This is a genomic window from Cupriavidus sp. MEYA8 (assembly GCF_059278825.1).
This window is the reverse complement of the sequence record NZ_CM181221.1, coordinates 3152969-3172552: the sequence shown is the minus strand read 5'-3', so window position 1 is coordinate 3172552 and position 19584 is coordinate 3152969. Positions and strand designations below refer to the sequence as shown.

At 66.1% G+C, this 19584-nt stretch carries 19 protein-coding genes and 1 tRNA gene; 11 read left to right on the top strand and 9 right to left on the bottom strand.

Annotated features, from left to right (window positions below):
• The first annotated feature begins 118 nt into the window (after window positions 1-118).
• The 3 genes from ftsZ to lpxC all read left to right on the top strand — a co-directional run bounded on the left by ftsZ (window position 119) and on the right by lpxC (window position 3400).
• A complete protein-coding gene (ftsZ, locus tag AC5WJ1_RS14795) occupies window positions 119-1312 on the top strand; it encodes a cell division protein FtsZ (protein ID WP_063241547.1) in 1194 nt (397 codons plus the stop codon).
• A 509-nt stretch (window positions 1313-1821) separates the two neighbouring features.
• Window positions 1822-2328: a peroxiredoxin gene (locus tag AC5WJ1_RS14790; RefSeq protein WP_133097999.1), complete on the top strand. Its 507-nt coding sequence runs from the start codon at window positions 1822-1824 to the stop codon at window positions 2326-2328.
• 154 nt (window positions 2329-2482) lie between these two features.
• Window positions 2483-3400: a UDP-3-O-acyl-N-acetylglucosamine deacetylase gene (lpxC, locus tag AC5WJ1_RS14785; RefSeq protein WP_494476193.1), complete on the top strand. Its 918-nt coding sequence runs from the start codon at window positions 2483-2485 to the stop codon at window positions 3398-3400.
• An 83-nt stretch (window positions 3401-3483) separates the two neighbouring features.
• On the opposite strand, the gene AC5WJ1_RS14780 is transcribed toward lpxC, so the two are convergent.
• Complete coding sequence (locus AC5WJ1_RS14780; protein ID WP_133098000.1) at window positions 3484-3987, bottom strand: DciA family protein; 504 nt, start codon at window positions 3985-3987, stop codon at window positions 3484-3486.
• A 281-nt stretch (window positions 3988-4268) separates the two neighbouring features.
• Here AC5WJ1_RS14780 and secA point away from each other — a divergent pair, with 281 nt between their 5' ends.
• From secA to AC5WJ1_RS14760, 4 genes are all read left to right on the top strand, one after another.
• Window positions 4269-7046 carry a preprotein translocase subunit SecA gene (gene secA / locus AC5WJ1_RS14775; RefSeq protein ID WP_494476192.1) on the top strand — a complete coding sequence of 926 codons (2778 nt, stop codon included), beginning with the start codon at window positions 4269-4271 and terminating at the stop codon, window positions 7044-7046.
• 142 nt (window positions 7047-7188) lie between these two features.
• A complete protein-coding gene (gene argJ / locus AC5WJ1_RS14770; RefSeq protein WP_494476191.1) occupies window positions 7189-8427 on the top strand; it encodes a bifunctional glutamate N-acetyltransferase/amino-acid acetyltransferase ArgJ in 1239 nt (412 codons plus the stop codon).
• A gap of 60 nt (window positions 8428-8487) precedes the next feature.
• Window positions 8488-9393: an ATP-binding protein gene (locus AC5WJ1_RS14765; protein WP_133098003.1), complete on the top strand. Its 906-nt coding sequence runs from the start codon at window positions 8488-8490 to the stop codon at window positions 9391-9393.
• Window positions 9390-9827, top strand: coding sequence for an NUDIX domain-containing protein (locus tag AC5WJ1_RS14760; RefSeq protein WP_133098004.1), 438 nt, complete (start codon window positions 9390-9392; stop codon window positions 9825-9827). Before AC5WJ1_RS14765 ends, AC5WJ1_RS14760 begins: the two co-directional genes overlap by 4 nt.
• A gap of 174 nt (window positions 9828-10001) precedes the next feature.
• Here AC5WJ1_RS14760 and AC5WJ1_RS14755 read toward each other — a convergent pair whose 3' ends face one another.
• The 8 genes from AC5WJ1_RS14755 to ispB form a co-directional block, all read right to left on the bottom strand.
• Window positions 10002-10193 (bottom strand): DNA gyrase inhibitor YacG, encoded by a 192-nt coding sequence (locus tag AC5WJ1_RS14755; RefSeq protein WP_135705971.1) that lies wholly within the window; start codon window positions 10191-10193, stop codon window positions 10002-10004.
• A 17-nt stretch (window positions 10194-10210) separates the two neighbouring features.
• Window positions 10211-10969 carry a cell division protein ZapD gene (gene zapD, locus AC5WJ1_RS14750; RefSeq protein WP_133098005.1) on the bottom strand — a complete coding sequence of 253 codons (759 nt, stop codon included), beginning with the start codon at window positions 10967-10969 and terminating at the stop codon, window positions 10211-10213.
• Window positions 10970-11206: 237 nt separating this feature from the next.
• Window positions 11207-11845, bottom strand: coding sequence for a dephospho-CoA kinase (gene coaE / locus AC5WJ1_RS14745; RefSeq protein WP_133098006.1), 639 nt, complete (start codon window positions 11843-11845; stop codon window positions 11207-11209).
• Window positions 11846-11896: 51 nt separating this feature from the next.
• Window positions 11897-12799 carry a prepilin peptidase gene (locus tag AC5WJ1_RS14740; RefSeq protein ID WP_434033378.1) on the bottom strand — a complete coding sequence of 301 codons (903 nt, stop codon included), beginning with the start codon at window positions 12797-12799 and terminating at the stop codon, window positions 11897-11899.
• Between the two features lie 3 nt (window positions 12800-12802).
• Window positions 12803-14074: a type II secretion system F family protein gene (locus AC5WJ1_RS14735; protein ID WP_133098008.1), complete on the bottom strand. Its 1272-nt coding sequence runs from the start codon at window positions 14072-14074 to the stop codon at window positions 12803-12805.
• Between the two features lie 72 nt (window positions 14075-14146).
• Window positions 14147-15916 carry an ATPase, T2SS/T4P/T4SS family gene (locus AC5WJ1_RS14730; protein WP_133098009.1) on the bottom strand — a complete coding sequence of 590 codons (1770 nt, stop codon included), beginning with the start codon at window positions 15914-15916 and terminating at the stop codon, window positions 14147-14149.
• A 243-nt stretch (window positions 15917-16159) separates the two neighbouring features.
• A tRNA-Pro gene (locus AC5WJ1_RS14725) sits at window positions 16160-16236 on the bottom strand.
• A gap of 92 nt (window positions 16237-16328) precedes the next feature.
• Entirely contained in the window at window positions 16329-17258 is a 930-nt protein-coding gene (ispB, locus tag AC5WJ1_RS14720) for an octaprenyl diphosphate synthase (protein WP_133098448.1), read from the bottom strand.
• Between ispB and AC5WJ1_RS14715 the strand changes: the two genes are divergently transcribed.
• The 4 genes from AC5WJ1_RS14715 to obgE all read left to right on the top strand — a co-directional run bounded on the left by AC5WJ1_RS14715 (window position 17257) and on the right by obgE (window position 19567).
• The gene (locus AC5WJ1_RS14715) at window positions 17257-17550 is read left to right on the top strand and encodes a hypothetical protein (protein ID WP_135705969.1); all 294 of its coding nucleotides are present in this window, start codon (window positions 17257-17259) and stop codon (window positions 17548-17550) included. The two genes, ispB and AC5WJ1_RS14715, sit on opposite strands and share 2 nt — an antisense overlap.
• Before the next feature lie 195 nt (window positions 17551-17745).
• A complete protein-coding gene (gene rplU, locus AC5WJ1_RS14710) occupies window positions 17746-18057 on the top strand; it encodes a 50S ribosomal protein L21 (protein ID WP_006576525.1) in 312 nt (103 codons plus the stop codon).
• Between the two features lie 39 nt (window positions 18058-18096).
• Window positions 18097-18357, top strand: coding sequence for a 50S ribosomal protein L27 (gene rpmA / locus AC5WJ1_RS14705; protein ID WP_010814747.1), 261 nt, complete (start codon window positions 18097-18099; stop codon window positions 18355-18357).
• Window positions 18358-18469: 112 nt separating this feature from the next.
• Window positions 18470-19567 (top strand): GTPase ObgE, encoded by a 1098-nt coding sequence (gene obgE / locus AC5WJ1_RS14700; protein ID WP_133098446.1) that lies wholly within the window; start codon window positions 18470-18472, stop codon window positions 19565-19567.
• Window positions 19568-19584: the final 17 nt, after the last annotated feature.

The following is a 19584-nucleotide window of genomic DNA, read 5'->3' as shown; positions in this document are numbered from 1 at the left end:
ATGGCGCGTTGAGCAAAGGTTTCGTGGTTCTTTCTTTTAATGGTTTTTTTGTTCAGAAACCAGGGGTTGCGGCGGGGAGGCTGCATCGTCTGGGGACTGATTCTTCTCGGAGGCAGTGATGGACTTTGACATGATCGAAACGGAAGTGATGGACGGCACCATCATCAAGGTGGTCGGCGTGGGCGGCGCGGGCGGCAATGCCGTGCAGCACATGATCAGCCGCGGCGTGCAGGGCGTCGAATTCATCTGCATGAATACCGACGCCCAGGCGCTCAAGCGTTCCAGCGCTTCGCGCGTGCTGCAATTGGGCAGTACGGGACTGGGTGCCGGCGCCAAGCCGGAAGTCGGCCGCGGTTGCGCCGATCAGGCCCGCGAGCAGATCGCCGACGCGCTGCGCGGCGCGCACATGGTCTTCATCACTGCCGGCATGGGCGGCGGTACCGGTACCGGTGCCGCGCCGATCGTGGCGCAGGTTGCCAAGGAAATGGGCATCCTGACCGTGGGCGTGGTCAGCAAGCCGTTCGACTTCGAAGGCGCGCGCCGCGCCAAGGTGGCCGAGCATGGCTCCAGCGAGCTGGAATCGAGCGTCGACTCGCTGATCGTGGTGCTGAACGAAAAGCTGTTCGAAGTGATGGGCGACGACGCCGAGATGGACGCATGCTTCCAGTGCGCCGACGACGTGCTGCACAACGCGGTGGCCGGCATTGCCGAGATCATCAACGTTGACGGCCTGGTGAACGTCGACTTCGAAGACGTGAAGACGGTGATGGGCGAGCAGGGCAAGGCCATGATGGGGACGGCCACCGTGTCGGGCGTGGACCGCGCCCGCCTGGCGGCCGAGCAGGCCGTTGCCAGCCCGCTGCTGGAAGGCGTGGACCTGTCCGGCGCGCGCGGCGTGCTGGTCAACATCACCGCCAGCCGTTCGCTGAAGCTGTCGGAAACCAAGGAAGTCATGAACACCATCCGCAGCTACGCCGCGGAAGACGCGACCGTGATCTTCGGTACGGTGTACGACGATTCGATGAGCGATGCGCTGCGCGTGACCGTGGTCGCGACCGGCCTGGGCCGCTCGGCCAAGAAGCAGCAGCCGATGACGCTGCTGAAGACCGGCACGGACAACATGCCGGTGCAGATGATGGCCAACATGGCCGCCACCGCTGCGCAGCACAGCTCGCCGGACTACAGCAACCTGGACACGCCGGCGGTATGGCGCAGCTCGCGCGAATCGGCGTCGGCCCACGTGGCGGCGCTGCAGGAAAAGGGTGTGGACACGTACGATATTCCGGCCTTCCTGCGCAAGCAGGCAGACTGAGCGCCGGACGGCTCGGCATCGGTGCCTCCACCGGCCGCCTGACGGATCGCGTCGCCTTGTCGCGATGCACGCGCGCTCCCTATCCGCGCGTGCCTTGCATGGACTGACGTGACCCGGCAGGCAGCCGGCGGCGCCGCGCCGCCTGCCGCAACGGCGCATCGTCCGCCACAACCTGCATCCCGTCGCCGGGCAGGGCGTGCCGCTGGCCGCCTCCCCGGACTGGTTTCCCGCCTTCCCGGTCGGGATGTCTCGCCGTCCGCGCGGCGCACCCACAGGTGCGTCGCGCGGACGTCTTTGTAGCAAGGTGTATCGAATGCGACCGGATGTGATCCGGCTTTTGCATCGCCGGCGCGGCGCCTATGATCTTGGGGTTGCCCGCAGTACGGAACACTACCCGGAACGCTGTCCGGATCGCTGTCCGGATTGTTGAACCGGCACGCTGCCGCGCCGCTGCGGCGCAGCCGGCCGCCATCCGTCCTATCCTTCAGACAACCCAGAGACTTCGCCCCATGATTACCGTCGGTTCCCGCGTCCCGGACGCCACCCTGCAGGAATTCATCGAAACCGAGAGCGAGGGCTGCTCGCTCGGACCCAACGCCTTCCGCGTCGCCGACCTGGTGCGCGGGCGCAAGATCGTGGTGTTCGGGCTGCCCGGCGCGTTCACGCCGACCTGCTCGGCCAAGCATGTGCCGGGCTTCGTGACGCATGCCGCAGACCTGCGCGCCGCCGGCGTCGATGAAGTGTGGTGCGTGTCGGTCAACGACGCCTTCGTCATGGGCGCGTGGGGCCGCGAACAGCAGGTCGCCGGCGCGGTACGCATGATGGCCGACGGCAGCGCCGAATGGACGCGTGCGCTGGGCCTGGACCAGGACCTGGGCGCGCGCGGCATGGGCGTGCGCTCCAAGCGCTATGCCATGGTGATCGACGATGGTGTGGTGACCCGGCTCGACGTGGAGGCGCCCGGCGAATTCCGCGTCAGCAGCGCCGACGCCGTGCTGGCTGCGTTGCGCGGCTGACACAGTCATCCGGGTAAACGTGGATTATTCGCAACATCTTAATGCGGTGTTAACAGCCGGAAACAAAACCCGGCTGCACCACCTTCCAGGTGGTGGTAAAATCGCTTAATCAAAAAAAGCACCACGATAGATTTTTATAATAGTTGAGGCTGTCATGCTCAAACAGCGCACGATCAAATCCCTGGTGAAGACGGTTGGCATCGGCCTGCACTCCGGCCGCAAGGTCACGCTGACCCTGCGTCCCGCAGCCGCCGACACCGGCATCGTCTTTACCCGCGTCGACCTGCCCGAGGCCGTCGAGATTCCCGTGGCCGCTTCGGCCATCGGCGACACGCGCCTGGCGTCGGTGCTGCAGAAGGATGGCGCGCGCGTTTCGACCGTCGAGCACCTGATGTCGGCATGCGCCGGCCTGGGCATCGACAACCTCTATGTCGACGTCGACGCCGAGGAAATCCCGATCATGGACGGCAGCGCCGCGTCCTTCGTGTTCCTGCTGCAGTCGGCCGGCATTGATGAACAGAACGCGCTGAAGACCTTTATCCGCGTCAAGAAGCCGGTGGAAGTTCGCGAAGGCGACAAGTTCGCGCGGCTCGAGCCGTTCTTCGGCTTCAAGCTGGCGTTCACCATCGACTTCCGTCATCCGGCGGTCGACAAGACCGGCCAGACCTTCTCGATCGACTTCGGCGACACCAGCTACGTGCGTGAGATCGCCAGGGCCCGCACCTTCGGCTTTGCCCATGAGGTGGAAGCGCTGCGCGAGATGGGCCTGGCGCGCGGCGGCAGCCTGGACAACGCCATCGTGCTGGACGAGCACCGCATGCTGAACAACGAGGAACTGCGCTATGGCGATGAATTCGTGCGCCACAAGATCCTCGATGCCATCGGCGACCTGTATGTGGTCGGCCATCCGCTGATCGGGTCCTATGTCGCGCACAAGTCGGGCCACGGCCTGAACAACCAGCTGCTGCGCGCGCTGCTGGCGGACCAGGAGGCCTATGAACTGGTCACCTTCGACCGTGTCGAGGAAGCGCCCGCTGCCTTCCTGCCGCAGGCGCAGCCGGCCTTTGCCTGAGCCGGGCCACCTGCCCGCCACGCAACGAGAAAGCCGACCCGGGGGTCGGCTTTCTTGTTTGTCCGGAAATCGCCGTCGGCCGCTCAGCGGTGATGCGAGAGCAGCGTCTTGAGCGCGTCGCGCAGCGGCGAATCGGGCAGCGTGCGCGCGAGCTGGTCCAGGCTGGCAAGGCCGGTCGGCGTCATCTGCCCGCTGGTGCGCTTGCGCTCGACCGGACCGGTGTCCCAGTCCGCGTGGCGCTGCACCTCGGGCTGCACCCGCACCCGGATCGCGGTGATCTGCGAGCCGCGCTGCTGCAGCCGTCCCAGCAGCGTCGGCACCACCTGCCGCACCCGCGCCGCGGCCGCGCCGTGTGCCGCCAGCAACAGCAGCACCTGGCCGTTTGCGTCGACGGCGTCGCGCTTGACCCCGGCCACGGCAATGCCGGCGCGCATGCCGGGGGGCAGCAGCGACAGCACTTCGGCCTCCAGCACGGACAGCTGGCGCGCGGTCTGCATCAGCCCGGAAACCGGGCCGGACTTGGCCAGCCAGTCATTGAGCGGCTTGGCGGCAGCGGTCTGCAGGGCGTGGTGGGTGAAGCGGCGCATGGCTGCATTCTAGCAAGGGGCGGCGGGGCTGCCCGGGGCGGAAAGGATTGAAGCACCCGCACCCGCCCCAAACTGCTGCAGGCAGGGGGCGGGGTCGGCCCGCGCTGGCCGGTGTCTGGCATTCGCAGCCTTGCACGGCAAGGCCCGGCGCGCGTTCCGGCCGTGACCCCGGCACATGATAAACTCGGCGTTTCGCGCCAATCTATCCATTCCTCGCCCGGCCGCCGGGGAGCCCGCTTACCAGGGGCGTCAATCCGGTCCCGCGCAGGTGAAAGCAATCGATGATCACGGGCCTTCTCAAGAAAGTCTTCGGCAGCCGCAATGAGCGGCTGATCAAACAATACCGCCGCACGGTGGCGCAGATCAATGCGCTGGAGCCGAAGTTCGAGCAACTCTCGGACGACGACCTGCGCGGCATGACCGAGACCTTCCGGCAGCGCCACGCCGGCGGCGAGTCGCTCGAAGCGCTGCTGCCCGAGGCTTTCGCCGTGTGCCGCGAGGCCAGCAAGCGCGTCATGAAGATGCGCCACTTCGACGTGCAGCTGATCGGCGGCATGGTGCTGAACGACAACAAGATCGCCGAAATGCGCACCGGCGAGGGCAAGACGCTGACCGCGACGCTGGCCGTGTACCTGAATGCCATCACCGGCAAGGGCGTGCACGTGGTGACGGTCAACGACTACCTGGCGCAGCGCGATGCCGAGTGGATGGGCCGCCTGTACAACTACCTGGGCCTGTCGGTGGGTGTGAACCTGTCGCAGATGGCGCATGACGAGAAGCAGGCTGCGTACAACGCCGACATCACCTACGGCACCAACAACGAGTTCGGCTTCGACTACCTGCGCGACAACATGGTCTACGACCCGTCGCAGCGGGTGCAGCGGCCGCTGAACTACGCCATCGTCGATGAAGTGGACTCGATCCTGATCGACGAGGCGCGCACCCCGCTGATCATCTCGGGCCAGGCCGAGAACCAGACCGACCTGTACCAGCGCATGAACGGCATCCCCAGGCTGCTCGAGCGCCAGATCGGCGAAGAGAAGGCCGACGGCACCGGCGTCGAGAAGCCGGGCGACTACTACGTCGACGAGAAGGGCCACCAGGTCTACCTGACCGAGGCCGGCCACGAGAAGGCCGAAGAAATCCTGGCGCAGCAGGGCCTGATCGGCGAGGGCGAGTCGCTGTACGCGCCGCAGAACATCACGCTGATGCACCACCTGTACGCCGCCCTGCGCGCGCACAGCCTGTTCCATCGCGACCAGCACTACGTGGTGCAGAACGACGAAGTCGTGATCGTCGACGAATTCACCGGCCGCCTGATGACCGGCCGGCGCTGGTCCGACGGCCTGCACCAGGCCGTCGAGGCCAAGGAAGGCGTGACCGTCCAGCAAGAGAACCAGACGCTGGCGACCATCACCTTCCAGAACTACTTCCGCATGTACACCAAGCTGGCCGGCATGACCGGCACGGCCGATACCGAGGCGTACGAGTTCCAGGAGATCTATGGCCTGGAAGTGGTGGTGATCCCGACCAACCGCCCGGCCCAGCGCAAGGACCAGCAGGACCAGATCTACAAGACCGGCAAGGAGCGCTACGACGCCGTGGTGCGCGATATCCGCGACTGCTACGAGCGTGGCCAGCCGGTGCTGGTGGGCACCACCTCGATCGAGACCTCGGAATACCTGTCGGGCCTGCTCGAGCGCGAACAGCTGCCGCACCAGGTGCTCAACGCCAAGCAGCACGCCCGCGAAGCCGAGATCGTGGCGCAGGCCGGCCGTCCCAAGATGATCACCATCGCTACCAACATGGCCGGTCGCGGTACCGACATCGTGCTGGGCGGCAACGTGGAAAAGCAGTCGGGCTTTATCGAAGCGGACCCGAACCTGTCCGACGCCGAAAAGGCCGCGCGCATCCAGCAGCTCGAGGACGAATGGCAGTCGCTGCACGAGCAGGTCAAGGCCGCCGGCGGCCTGCATATCGTCGGCACCGAGCGCCATGAATCGCGCCGTATCGACAACCAGCTGCGCGGCCGCGCCGGCCGCCAGGGCGACCCGGGTTCGTCGCGCTTCTACCTGTCGCTGGACGACCAGCTGCTGCGCATCTTTGCCGGCGACCGCGTGCGCGCGATCATGGAGCGCCTGAAGATGCCCGAAGGCGAGCCGATCGAGGCCGGCATCGTCACGCGCTCGATCGAATCGGCGCAGCGCAAGGTGGAAGGCCGCAACTTCGACATCCGCAAGCAGCTGCTGCAGTACGACGACGTCGCCAACGACCAGCGCAAGGAAATCTACAAGCTGCGCAACGACGTGCTCGAAGCCAATGACGTCGGCGAGATGGTCGCCAACCTGCGCGAAAGCGTGCTGGTCGAGCTGTTCCGCGACCACGTGCCGGCCGACACCATGGAAGAGCAGTGGAACATCGCCGGCCTGGAAGCGCGCCTGCGCGAGGACTGGGGCCTGGAAGTGCCGCTGGCGCAGACCATCGAGGGCGCGCAGAGCATCGAGGACGAAGAGCTGCTCAACCTGATCATGAAGGCGGCGACCGAACGCTACGACGGCAAGGTCGCGATGGTCGGGCGCGAGTCGTTCGCCGGCTTCGAGCGCTCGGTCATGCTGCAGAGCATCGACACGCACTGGCGCGAACACCTGGCCGCGCTGGACCACCTGCGCCAGGGCATCCACCTGCGCGGCTATGCGCAGAAGGATCCCAAGCAGGAGTACAAGCGCGAGTCGTTCGAGCTGTTCGCGCGCCTGCTGGACGTGATCAAGAACGAAGTCACCCGCGTGACCTTCAACGTGCAGATCCAGTCGCCGGAGGAACTGGAACAGGCTTCCGAGGAGATCGAGGAAGGCCTGTCGCACCTGGAGAACGTGCAGTACAAGCACGACGAGTTCGCCGAAGGCCGCGAGCCGGTCGAGGAAGCGCCGTCGCAGCGCACCGGCACTGCCATGGCCGCCGCCGAACTGGCGCTGGCGGGCATGCCCAAGGTCGGCCGCAACGATCCGTGCCCGTGCGGCTCGGGCAAGAAGTTCAAGCAGTGCCACGGCAAGCTCAGCTGAACTGAGCCGCGCCGGGTGCCCGGTATGACGTCGGTCCCGCAGCGCGGGGCGTGACGCAACAGGAAACGAACATGCCCGCCCCTCGCGGGCATGTTCGTCTGATGACAAGCAAGTCGCGAGCAGGAACATCGAGGAGTCCTACATGCCCGTCAATCTTCCGCTGCCCCAGGCAGAGAACCTGAAATCCGTCGCCGGCGTGGAGCTCGGCTGGGCCGAGGCGGGCATCCGCAAGGCCAACCGCAAGGACGTGCTGGTGGTGCGCGTGGCCGAAGGCAGCACCGTGGCCGGCGTCTTCACCAGCAACCGCTTCTGCGCCGCGCCGGTGCAGGTGTGCCGGGAGCACCTCGCTGCCGCGGACAAGTCGGGCAAGGGCATCCGCGCCCTGGTGGTCAACACCGGCAATGCCAACGCCGGTACCGGCGAGCAGGGCCTGGCCAATGCCCGCGCCACCTGCGACGCGCTGGCGGCGCAGCTGGGCATCAGCGCCAACCAGGTGCTGCCGTTCTCGACCGGCGTGATCCTCGAGCAGTTGCCGATGGACCGCCTGCTGGCAGGGCTGCCCGCCGCCATCGCCAATGCCAGGGCCGACAACTGGCTGGCCGCGGCGGAAGCCATCATGACCACCGACACACAGCCCAAGGTCGCGTCGCGCACGGTGCAGATCGACGGCAAGACCGTGACGCTGTCGGGCATCAGCAAGGGCGCCGGCATGATCCGCCCGAACATGGCGACCATGCTGGGCTTTATCGCCATGGACGCCGCCGTGGCGCAGCCGGTACTGCAGGGACTGGTGACGCACGCCGCCGATCACTCGTTCAACAGCATCACCATCGACGGCGATACCTCGACCAACGATTCGTTCGTGCTGATTGCCTCGGGCAAGTCCGGTGCCGTGGTCGACCGTGCCGAAGGCCCGGCCTTCGAAGCGCTGCGCGATGCCGTGACCGGCCTGGCGCAAGAGCTGGCGCAGATGATCGTGCGCGACGGCGAAGGCGCGACCAAGCTGATGACCATCCGGGTCGAAGGCGGCAAGGACGTGGCCGAGTGCCGCCAGATCGCCTATGCGGTCGCGCATTCGCCGCTGGTCAAGACTGCGTTCTACGCCTCGGACCCCAACCTGGGCCGCATCCTGGCCGCGGTGGGCTACGCCGGCGTGGACGACCTCGATGTCGGCCGCGTCAACCTGTGGCTGGACGATGTCTGGGTCGCCCGCGACGGCGGCCGCAATCCCGACTATCGCGAGGAAGACGGCCAGCGCGTGATGAAGCAGGCCGAGATCACGGTGCGCATCGCGCTGGGCCGCGGCAATGCCGAAGCCACGGTGTGGACCTGCGACCTGTCGCACGACTACGTGTCGATCAACGCCGACTACCGTTCCTGAGCCCGTTCCATCCTGCCCGCGCACGCGGGCAGGGCGCAAGAATTCATTCTCCGCCCCGCCATGTCCGACCTCGCCGCCCGCCTCGACAACTTCCTCTCACGCCTCGAACAATGGCTGCCGCCGCAACTGAACGACGCGGACTGGCAGGAGGCGGTAGCGTTCCGCTGGCGCAAGCGCCAGAGCCTGTTCGGTAATATCGGCTACCTGCAGCCGGTGCGCCAGCTGCCGCCAATCCACCTGGACGACCTGAAGAACATCGAGCGCCAGAAGGACGCCATCGTCGCCAACACGCGCCAGTTCGTGAACAGGCTGCCGGCCAACAACGTGCTGCTGACCGGCGCGCGCGGCACCGGCAAGTCGTCGCTGATCAAGGCCTGCCTGAATGCCTTCGTCAAGGACGGGCTGCGGCTGGTGGAGGTCGACAAGGATGACCTGGGCGACCTCGGCGATATCGTCGAGCTGGTCTCGACCCGGCCCGAGCGCTTTGTCATCTTCTGCGACGACCTGTCGTTCGAGGAAGGCGAGTCGGGCTACAAGTCGCTGAAGTCGGCGCTGGACGGCTCGGTCGCGGCGCAGTCGGACAACGTGCTGATCTACGCCACGTCCAACCGCCGGCACCTGCTGCCGGAGTACATGAAGGACAACGAAACCTACCGCCACACCGACGACGGCGAGATCCATCCTGGCGAAGTGGTCGAAGAGAAGATCTCGCTGTCCGAGCGCTTCGGGCTGTGGCTGTCGTTCTACCCGCCCAAGCAGGACGAGTACCTGGCGATCGTCGGCCACTGGCTCAGGCACTTCGGCTGCACCGACGAAGACATCGCCGCCGCGCGCGGCGACGCGCTGGTGTGGGCGCTGGAGCGCGGCTCGCGCTCGGGCCGCGTGGCGTGGCAGTTCGCGCGCGACTGGGGCGGCAAGCATGGCCAGCCGTACATCGCCGACGTGCCGGGGAACGACAAGGCATGAGCGCGGCCATGGACAAGCCCGCGGAGACCGCCGGCAACCCGCCGCGCAAGGTCACCGAAGTCGCCGTCGGCGTGATGGTGCAGCCGGATGGCCGCTTCCTGCTGGCGCAGCGCCCCGCGGGCAAGCCGTACGAGGGCTATTGGGAATTCCCCGGCGGCAAGCTCGAGCCAGGGGAGACCGTGGAAGCCGCGCTCGCCCGCGAGCTGCATGAGGAGCTGGGGCTGGACATTACCGCGTGCGAGCGCTGGCATGTGCTCGAGCACGACTACCCGCACGCCTATGTGCGGCTGCATTTCTGCAAGGTCACTGCCTGGCGCGGTGACCCGGTCGGCCGCGAAGGCCAGGCCTTTTCCTGGCAGACGGTGCCCGTGACGGTCGCGCCGCTGCTGCCGGCCACCATTCCGGTGGTCGAATGGCTGGGCGAAGAAGCCTAGGGCACAGACCCTGGGCCGGCTTGGCCTGACATACCCGCGGCCGCGGCGCCCGTGATTGCGCCGATCGACGGCGTGTGGCTGGGCCTGGCGGTCTTCGTGCTGGTGTGCGTGGGGTTCTACCGCCGCGTACTGGCGGCGGCGCACTGAGCGGACTGTGCGGCGAAGGCGATTACGTCAGTCGTCCTCGTCGTCAGGCAGGTCAGGCGAGGGCGTCTCGCCCGGCTTGCCGCCAATTACGTACTTTTCGGACGCCCAGGCGCCGAGGTCGATCTGCTTGCAGCGCTCGGAACAGAACGGGCGGAACTTGTTGTCGGGCACCCAGGCCACCTCGGTGCCGCAGGTGGGGCATTTGACTACAGCGGGCATGGCTTCAGACTCAGGCTTCAGAAATTGCAGAGTTTCAGCAGGAACGGGATATCGGCATCGACCGAGCGCGGCCGCAGGTCGCCGTCCTGCTGCGTGAAACGCACCCACAGCATGTACTTGTTCGCGCTCATTTCCGGGATGAAGGCCAGCAGCGAGTCATCCAGCCACACCTGCATCAACTGGTAGCTGCGCCCGGACAGCATCTGCTGGTAGCTGCCGCCGGTGGCGATGACCTTGCCGCTCTGGCCGGCTTCGCGCAGCAGGCGCAGCACGATGGTGGTGCCCATGCGCAGCGACACCAGCGGGCGCGCCCACTTCAGGATATCGGCGCGGCGATCCTCAGCGGGGCGATGCTGCCACGCGTAGTAGGCAGGCAGGTCGAACTCGCAGGTGCCGCCGGGAATGATGGCACGGCTGCGGATGCTGGTCAGCCACTCGTTGTCGGTCAGCAGCTGCCCGGCCTTGCCCACGGTCTGGTTGAGCATGGTGATGCCCTGCTCGATCTCGCCGATCACGCTGTCCAGCGCTTCCTGGTCGATCTGCGGGTTGGCGCGCAGCGGCGCCAGCGCCTGGCGCTGGCGTTCCAGTTCCTTGATCAGGTCGGTCTTGAGGTCGGCGCGGCCGGCTACGTCGATGATCTCGAACAGCGTGGTCAGCGCGACATGGTGCTGCTGGGGATGATCCTGGCCGAGGAAGTATTCCAGCCGATCGAACAGGTCCTCCAGGCGCAGGAGTGTCCTGATGCGTTCGTTGAAAGGGTATTCGTACAGAATCAAGTGCTATGTCCGTGCAGGGCGCCGGGCGGGCCCCGTGTGAGGAGCAGGCCCGGTGCGGAATGTGGCCCGGGGAACGCCGGAAGGGGCTGGGTGGACTGTGTCGGAGTGATCCGCGGTGTCCAATGCCCGCAGTATGCGGCGATTTCCCGGCATGTTCCAGCGCATTCTATGCGAGACCCGGGCCGAGGACAATGTCGGACGCGCGTTCGCCGCGTGCCGCCGGGCCGTGCCCGCGCATCATGCGCCAGCTTCGGGATGGACCTTTCCGGACGCCGACAGTTCGCGGTAATAGCGGTCGAGGCGGTCCACCTGTGCCACCAGCGCATCGACCGGCCCGTCGTTGTCGATGACGTCGTCGGCACATGCCAGCCGCGCGCGCCGCGTTGCCTGCCTGGCCATGATCGCCTGCACCTGTTCGCGGCTGAAGCCGTTGCGCGCCATCACGCGCGCCACCTGGGTGTCTTCCGTGCAGTCGACCACCAGCACCCGGCCCACGCGCTCGCGCCATGAGCCGGACTCGACCAGCAGCGGCACCACGTAGATCAGGTAAGGATGCTCGCCGGCGTCGCGGACCGCCTGCGCATGCTCGTTGGTCAGCGCGCGGATCAGCGGATGGGTGATGCCTTCGAGGCGCGCCTTGGCGGCCGGGTCGGCGAACACCAGCGCGCGCATCGCGTCGCGATCCATGGCGCCGTCAGGGCGCAGGCATTCGGTCCCGAAGGCCTCGACCAGCGCCGGGATGGCACGCCCGCCCGGGGCGGTGATCTGATGGGCGAGCAGGTCGGTATCGATGATCGCGGCGCCGCGCGCGGCGAACATGTCGGCCACGCGGGTCTTGCCGCTGCCGATGCCGCCGGTCAGTCCGATTTCCAGCATGTGGGGATGCCGTGAAGGCCAGTTGACGATGTTGCCGTCACAATACCAGCTTCACGGCAATACGGTCAGCGGCAGCACACCGGAGCCGAACACCAGCACCACCAGGCCCGCCAGCGCGATAAAGGGGCCGAAGGGGAAGGGCGTGTCGCGATCCTGCCGGCGCAGCGCGATGCTGGCCAGCCCGAACACCACGCCGGCCACCGATGACAGCAGCACCAGCGCCGGCAGCGCCTGCCAGCCAAACCACGCGCCGAGTGCCGCCATCAGCTTGAAGTCGCCGAAACCCATGCCTTCCTTGCCACGTACCAGCCGGAACAGCCAGTACGCCGCCCACAGCACCACGTAGCCGGCGGCGGCACCGACCACGGCATCGGCCAGCGGCACGAACAACCCGCCCAGGTTCAGCACCAGTCCCAGCCACAGCAGCGGCAGCGTGATCTGGTCCGGCAGCAGCTGGGTGTCGGCATCGATCAGGGTCAGCGCCAGCAGCGCCCAGACCAGCACCAGCGCCGCCAATGCCTGCACGCCAGGGCCGAAGCGCCACGCCACCAGCCCGCTCAGCACGCCGCAGGCCAGCTCCACCAGCGGATAGCGCGCGCTGATCCGGGTCTTGCAGGCCGAGCAGCGCCCGCGCAGCGCCAGCCAACTCAGCACCGGCACGTTTTCCCAGGGCGCGATCGCGTGGCCGCAGTGCGGACAGGCCGAGCGCGGCACCATCAGGTTGTAGCGGGCGGGGTAGGGCAGCGGATCGCCGCGCAGCTCGGCGATATAGTTGGCTTCCTCGCGCTCCATCATGCGCGGCAGCCGGTGGATCACCACGTTGAGGAAACTGCCCACCACCAGGCCCAGCACGGCCGTCACCGCCACCATGAAGGCAGGCGGCAGCGCCGCCAGTGCCTGCAGCAATTGCCCGCTGCCGGCGGGAAACGGCGAAACGGAATACGCCAGCGCCATCGCTTACACCACCTGTCCCAGCTTGAAGATCGGCAGGTACATCGCCACCACCATGCCGCCGATCAGCACGCCCAGCACCACGATGATGATCGGTTCGATCAGGCTGGAGATGGCGGCCACCGCGTCGTCGACCTCGCGCTCGTAGAACTCGGCCACCTTCAGCAGCATGTTGTCGAGCGCGCCGGATTCTTCACCGATCTGCGTCATCTGCAGCACCATGTTGTCGAACACGTGCGTGGCCTGCATGGCGTTGGTCAGGCTGGTACCGATGCGCACCGACTGTTCGATCTCGCGCGTGGCGTCGTAGTAGACCCAGTTGCCGGCGGCGCCCGCCACCGACTCCATCGACTCCACCAGCGGCGTGCCGGCGGCGAACATGGTCGCCAGCGTACGCGTCCAGCGGGCAATCACCGCCTTGCGGAACAGGCTGCCGAAGATCGGCAGCTTCAGCAGCGCGCGGTCGGACCAGCGCTGCACCTTCTCCGACTTCTTGCGCGCCCGCAGGTAGAACGTGATGCCGGCCACCGGTGCGCCGATGACCAGGTACCAGTACTGCACGAAAAAGTCCGAGATCGCGATCACCAGCAGCGTCGGCGCGGGCAGGTTGGCGCCGAAGCTGGAGAACACGCCCTTGAACGCCGGGATCACGAACAGCATCAGGATCACGGTGACGGCAAAGGCCACCGTCAGCACCGCGATCGGATAGATCATCGCCGACTTGATCTGGCCCTTCAGCGCGATGGTCTTTTCCATGTAGAGCGACAGGCGCTCCAGCAACGCATCGAGGATACCGCCCTGTTCGCCGGCATCGATCAGGTTGCAGTAGAGCGTGTCGAAGTACTTCGGCTGTCGCCGGAATGCCGCCGCCATGCTGCTGCCCGATTCGATATCGAAGCGGATCTCGGACAGCAGCTGGGTAAAGTTGGGATTGGCGTGCCCGCGCGCGATGATGTCGATCGACTGCAGCAGCGGAATCCCCGCCTTGAGCATGGTCGACAGCTGCCGGGTGAAGTAGGCGATGTCCTTCTCGGTGATCTTGCGCCCGCGCGCGGCCTTGCGCTTCTTGAGCTTGACGATGGTCAGGCCCTGCTTGCGCAGCGTGGCGGTGACCTCGGCCTGGCTCTCCGCGCGCAGCTCGCCGGTGAAGGTCTTGCCCTTGCGGTCCTTGCCTTCCCATTCGAAGATGTACTGGGTGGGGGCCTTGCGCCCCTTGCCTGATTTTGCCCGCGACGGTGCTGCCGTCCGGGCGCCCGCCGCTGGTGCGCGCGTCGCCATGTTGTTGACCCCCGGTGTAAATGACGCTTCTGGTACGTCTTGTATTTACGTTGTGACTTGACTGCGTTGCTACTACGTATTCGTGGTCGCCAGCACCTCTTCGAGTGACGTGACGCCCGCCCTGACCTTCAGCAGCCCGGCTTCGCGCAACGATAGCACGCCATCCTTGCGCGCCTGCTCGGCGATCTGCAGGGCGGTGCCGTGCGACAGGATGATCTGCTGCATGGCCTCGGTGATCGGCATGACCTGGTAGATACCGCAGCGGCCCTTGTAGCCGCTGCCGTTGCAGCGCTCGCACCCGACCGGATGGTAGGGCTGCCAGCTGCCGTCCAGGTCGTGTTCGCGGAAGCCGGCGTCCAGCAGCGTCTCGCGCGGCAGCTCGCCGGCGCGCTTGCATGTGCACAGCCGGCGCGCCAGCCGCTGCGCCGTGATCATCAGCACGCTGGAAGCGATGTTGAACGGCGCCACGCCCATGTTCATCAGCCGCGTCAGCGTGGTGGGGGCGTCATTGGTGTGCAGCGTCGACAGCACCAGGTGGCCGGTCTGCGCGGCCTTGATCGAGATATCGGCGGTTTCCAGGTCGCGGATTTCGCCGACCATGATGACGTCCGGATCCTGCCGCAGGAACGAACGCAGCGCCGCGGCAAAGGTCAGGCCGGCCTTGTCGTTGACGTTGACCTGGTTGATGCCGGGCAGCTGGATTTCGGCCGGGTCCTCTGCGGTCGAGATATTGATGTCGCCCTGGTTCAGCAGGTTCAGGAAGGTGTACAGCGACACCGTCTTGCCGCTGCCGGTGGGGCCGGTCACCAGCACCATGCCGTACGGACGCTTGATCACGTCCAGCAGCAGCGCCTTCTGTTGCGCCTCGTAGCCGAGCTGGTCGATGTCGAGCTTGTCGGTCGACGATTCCAGGATCCGCATCACGATCTTCTCGCCGAACAGCGTCGGCAGCGTCGAGACGCGGAAATCGACGGCTTTCTCGACCGTTTCCCTGGCGTCCTTGTCCTTGGGATCCTTCGCGTCCTTGCTGTCCTTGTTGTCCTTCGGATCCTTGGGCAGCGCGATCAGCAGCTTCATGCGGCCGTCCTGCGGCACGCGCTTTTCAGAAATATCCAGCCGGGACAGCACCTTGATGCGGGTGGCAATCTTGTCGCGGATATCCAGCGGTGGCCTTGCCACCTCCTGCAGCACGCCGTCCACGCGGAAGCGGATCCGGTAGAAGGTCTCGAACGGCTCGAAATGCAGGTCGGACGCGCCGCGGTGGAAGGCTTCGGTCAGCAGCTTCTGCAGGAAGCGCACCACGGGCGCGTCGTCGATGGCATCGGCGGCAGTGCGGTTGCGCTGCGCGCCGGCGGCCGCCACCGGGTCGTACTCGATCATCTTGCGCTCGGCCTGCACCGGCGAGATGTTCTTCAGCGTGCCCAGCGCCTCGCCGGCGGAGCGCACGTGCTTCATCAGCTTGTCGTGCTCGACCACCACCGCTTCGACCGGCACCTTGTACTTTTCCTTGATCGCGTCCAGGCCGGCCTGGTTGGACGGATCGGACAGCCCGAGCACCAGCCGGTTTTCGCGGCGGCCCAGCGGCAGCAGGCGGTGCGCATGGAATTCGCGGTTGCCCGCCAGCCCCGGCGGCACCTTGGTCAGGTTGTACTGGTTCAGGTCGAGCAGCGGCAGCTGGTACTTGTCCGCGGCAAACACCGCCAGGTCGTGCGCGCTCATGGTGCCGCTGCCGACGATCTCGTCGATCAGCTGCGACTGCTTTTCACGGGCGGCCTGCTCCAGCTGAGCAAGCAGGGCGGGCGCGATACGCCGGCTCTGGGCCAGGGCAAGTCCGAGTGTCATGACAGGTGCGCAGTGGTTGGACAGTGGCCGCCGGCCACGGACGGACGATACGGTTCACGTCCTGGGATCGGGGCAGTTTGCCGCTGGGGTCACTTTTTGTAAAGGCGATGGCGGGACGTGTTGGCGTTTGCGCGACACGGGCGCAACCCTACTTGCGCGGGGGCAGGGGTGGCCATGAGGATCGGGAGGGCAGAAAGACAAAAAGCCGAATCAACTTTCGTTGATTCGGCTTTTTTTTAAATCTGGTCGGGGTGAGAGGATTCGAACCTCCGGCCTCTACGTCCCGAACGTAGCGCTCTACCAGGCTAAGCTACACCCCGATTTGTTTTTGCTTGCCGTCGCTGGGCGTCAGCAGCAAAGAAGGTAACTATAACAGCGTTTTTCCTGAAATGGAAGAGGGGTGAAGCATCCCTTACGACTGCCGCTGCAGCGAGAACGCGCAGAGCTGGATCAGCGTTTCCTTCAGCGCGGAATCCGGGAATTGCTGCGCGGCCCGCTCGGCGGCTTCCGCTTCCTGGCGCGCGGCCTCGAAGGTGACCTCGAGCGCGCCGCTGGCGTGGATGGCCGCGAAGACCGCGTCGAAGTGCTCGGTGCCGCCCTGCACGATGGCGTCGCGCGCCAGCTGGCGCTGCTCCGCGGTACCGTGCTCCAGCAGATGCAGCAGCGGCAGCGTGGGCTTGCCTTCGCGCAGGTCGTCGCCGGCGTTCTTGCCCATCTGCTCGGCGCTGGCGGTGTAGTCCAGCATGTCGTCGATCAGCTGGAAGGCGGTGCCGATGCGGCGGCCGTATTCGGCGGCGGCTTCTTCCATCTGCGCGTCGGCGCCGGCCAGCACCGCGCCCAGCTGGGCGGCGGCCTCGAACAGCTTGGCGGTCTTGTAGCGGATCACCTGCAGGTAGCGCTCGATGGTGACATCCGGATCGTGCATGTTCAGCAGCTGCAGCACTTCGCCCTCGGCGATCACGTTGGTCGCGTTGGACAGGATCTCCATGATGCGCATGCTGCCGGCATCGACCATCATCTGGAACGCGCGCGAGTAGAGGAAGTCGCCAACCAGCACGCTGGCGGCATTGCCGAACACCGCGTTGGCGGTGTCGCGGCCGCGGCGCAGCTCGGATTCGTCGACGACGTCGTCGTGCAGCAGCGTGGCGGTGTGGATGAACTCGACGACGGCGGCCAGCTCGTGGTGCCGGTTGCCGTCATAACCCAGCGCGCGCGCCGTCAGCAGCAGGATCACCGGGCGCAGGCGCTTGCCGCCGGCACCGATGATGTATTCACCGATCTGTTCGATCAGGGGGACTTCGGAAGACAGCCGCTGGCGGATGACAGCATCAACCGCGCGCATGTCTGCAGCGACCGGGGCAAGCAAGGCAGTGGCGGAAGGCTGGGACAAGATGATCACCGTTACGCAAAACCGGACGATTATATGCGAAGCACGCGGCGTTCTACGCATGCCCCGCATTCTTGCCGCGGGTGGGCAGGTAGGCGGCTCAGGGTATGCGCGCAGCGGCGTCGGTGACCGGCGCAACTATAATGCGGACATGGACAAGCCCGTATCCCGTCGCCAGCTGCGCCGCACCGCGTGGTGGGTGGCGTTTGCCGCACTGGCGGGGTTCCTTCTCGCCGATCTGACCTGAGCTGGGCGGCCGCCGATTGTGCCGACCGCGCCGCTCACAGGCTATGTGCCTGTTTTCTTTGCAGTTTTCCCCGATCTCGTTTACAATTCCCGGTTTCCTCCGGTAGTCGCTCGCCTTGCGGGTCCTTGCCGGTGGGAGATAACCGGGCCGCATCGCGCGGTTTCGGCGTTTTATTCACATCCGAGAGGTTCGACAATGTACGCGGTCGTAAAAACCGGCGGCAAGCAATACAAGGTTGCTGCTGGCGAAAAACTGAAAGTAGAACAGATACCGGCAGACATTGGCGCAGAAATCACGCTCGACCAGGTGCTCGCAGTGGGCGCCGGCGACCAAATCAAGTTTGGTACGCCGCTGGTTAGCGGGGCTTCCGTCAAGGCTACCGTTATCTCCCAGGGTCGTCACGACAAGGTGAAGATCTTCAAGATGCGCCGTCGCAAGCACTACCAGAAGCGTCAGGGCCATCGTCAGAATTACACCGAACTGCGCATCGAAGCGATCGTTGCCTGATCGATCGAGCGTAATCCGGTAAAGCGACAGGAGTAAGACATGGCACAGAAAAAAGGCGGCGGTTCCACGCGGAACGGCCGTGATTCCGAATCGAAGCGTCTGGGCGTGAAGGTGTTTGGTGGCCAGGCCATCAACGCCGGCGGCATCATCATCCGCCAGCGCGGTACCCGCGTGCATGCCGGCGACAACGTCGGCGTGGGCAAGGACCACACGCTGTTCGCCCTGGTTGACGGCCACGTGCAGTTCGCCGTCAAGGGCCCTGCCAAGAAGCAGCAAGTCAGCGTCGTCCCGGCGGCCTGATAACAGCCTTTGCAGGATGAAAGGCCCCGCAACGCTTGCGGGGCTTTTTCTTTTCTGGCGAAGTAAACTACGCCGGCCCCCGATCTGCCGATCCCATCACGGAAAACCCATCATGAAGTTCATCGACGAAGCCCGAATCGAAGCCATCGCCGGCAACGGCGGCAATGGCAGCGCCTCGTTCCGGCGCGAGAAGTTTGTGCCCTTCGGCGGCCCGGATGGTGGCGACGGCGGCCGTGGCGGCAGCGTGTTCGCGCAGGCGGACCGCAATATCAATACCCTGATCGACTTCCGCTACGCCAAGAAGCACGTGGCCAGGAACGGCGAAAACGGCCGAGGCTCCGACTGCTATGGCGCCGCTGGCGACGACATCACGCTGCGCATGCCGGTCGGCACGCTGATCACGGATATGGATAGCGGCGAGGTCATCGCCGACCTGACCGAGCATGGCCAGCGCGTGTGCCTGGCCGAAGGCGGCATGGGCGGCTGGGGCAACCTGCATTTCAAGTCCAGTACCAACCGCGCGCCGCGCCAGCAGGTGGACGGCAAGCCGGGCGAGCGCCGCATGCTCAAGCTCGAGTTGAAGGTGCTGGCCGACGTCGGCCTGCTGGGCATGCCCAATGCCGGCAAGTCGACTTTCATTTCGCATATTTCCAACGCGCGCCCCAAGGTGGCGGACTATCCGTTCACCACGCTGCATCCCAACCTGGGCGTGGTGCGCGTTGACCATGAGCAGTCGTTCGTGGTCGCCGACATTCCGGGCCTGATCGAAGGCGCGGCCGAGGGCGCGGGCCTGGGCCACCAGTTCCTGCGCCACCTGCAGCGCACCGGCCTGCTGCTGCATATCGTCGACCTGGCGCCGTTCGACGAGGCGGTCGACCCGGTCGCCGAGGCCAAGGCCATCGTCAACGAGCTGAAGAAGTACGACGAGGACTTGCACGACAAGCCGCGCTGGCTGGTGCTGAACAAGCTCGACATGGTGCCCGAGGACGAGCGTGCCGCACGGGTCAAGGACTTCCTCAAGCGCTACAAGTGGAAGGGCCCGGTGTTCCAGATCTCGGCGCTGACCGGCGAAGGCTGCCGCGAGCTGATCTACGCGATCAAGGACCATCTGGCGGCGATCAAGGCCGAAGAGGCCGCGGCGCTGGCCGAACCGGACATCCGTCTGGACGATCGGCTGCACAACGTCGACCAGGACGAGCGCGAGGCATAATCAAAACCCAACGGTCT

What these genes read in the sequence shown, in the direction of transcription:
- ftsZ (WP_063241547.1), top strand. Translation starts at nt 119, where the DNA reads ATGGACTTTGACATGATCGAAACGGAAGTGATGGACGGCACCATCATC.
- AC5WJ1_RS14790 (WP_133097999.1), top strand. Translation starts at nt 1,822, where the DNA reads ATGATTACCGTCGGTTCCCGCGTCCCGGACGCCACCCTGCAGGAATTC.
- lpxC (WP_494476193.1), top strand. Translation starts at nt 2,483, where the DNA reads ATGCTCAAACAGCGCACGATCAAATCCCTGGTGAAGACGGTTGGCATC.
- AC5WJ1_RS14780 (WP_133098000.1), bottom strand. Translation starts at nt 3,987, where the DNA reads ATGCGCCGCTTCACCCACCACGCCCTGCAGACCGCTGCCGCCAAGCCG.
- secA (WP_494476192.1), top strand. Translation starts at nt 4,269, where the DNA reads ATGATCACGGGCCTTCTCAAGAAAGTCTTCGGCAGCCGCAATGAGCGG.
- argJ (WP_494476191.1), top strand. Translation starts at nt 7,189, where the DNA reads ATGCCCGTCAATCTTCCGCTGCCCCAGGCAGAGAACCTGAAATCCGTC.
- AC5WJ1_RS14765 (WP_133098003.1), top strand. Translation starts at nt 8,488, where the DNA reads ATGTCCGACCTCGCCGCCCGCCTCGACAACTTCCTCTCACGCCTCGAA.
- AC5WJ1_RS14760 (WP_133098004.1), top strand. Translation starts at nt 9,390, where the DNA reads ATGAGCGCGGCCATGGACAAGCCCGCGGAGACCGCCGGCAACCCGCCG.
- AC5WJ1_RS14755 (WP_135705971.1), bottom strand. Translation starts at nt 10,193, where the DNA reads ATGCCCGCTGTAGTCAAATGCCCCACCTGCGGCACCGAGGTGGCCTGG.
- coaE (WP_133098006.1), bottom strand. Translation starts at nt 11,845, where the DNA reads ATGCTGGAAATCGGACTGACCGGCGGCATCGGCAGCGGCAAGACCCGC.
- AC5WJ1_RS14740 (WP_434033378.1), bottom strand. Translation starts at nt 12,799, where the DNA reads ATGGCGCTGGCGTATTCCGTTTCGCCGTTTCCCGCCGGCAGCGGGCAA.
- AC5WJ1_RS14735 (WP_133098008.1), bottom strand. Translation starts at nt 14,074, where the DNA reads ATGGCGACGCGCGCACCAGCGGCGGGCGCCCGGACGGCAGCACCGTCG.
- AC5WJ1_RS14730 (WP_133098009.1), bottom strand. Translation starts at nt 15,916, where the DNA reads ATGACACTCGGACTTGCCCTGGCCCAGAGCCGGCGTATCGCGCCCGCC.
- AC5WJ1_RS14715 (WP_135705969.1), top strand. Translation starts at nt 17,257, where the DNA reads ATGTCTGCAGCGACCGGGGCAAGCAAGGCAGTGGCGGAAGGCTGGGAC.
- ispB (WP_133098448.1), bottom strand. Translation starts at nt 17,258, where the DNA reads ATGCGCGCGGTTGATGCTGTCATCCGCCAGCGGCTGTCTTCCGAAGTC.
- rplU (WP_006576525.1), top strand. Translation starts at nt 17,746, where the DNA reads ATGTACGCGGTCGTAAAAACCGGCGGCAAGCAATACAAGGTTGCTGCT.
- rpmA (WP_010814747.1), top strand. Translation starts at nt 18,097, where the DNA reads ATGGCACAGAAAAAAGGCGGCGGTTCCACGCGGAACGGCCGTGATTCC.
- obgE (WP_133098446.1), top strand. Translation starts at nt 18,470, where the DNA reads ATGAAGTTCATCGACGAAGCCCGAATCGAAGCCATCGCCGGCAACGGC.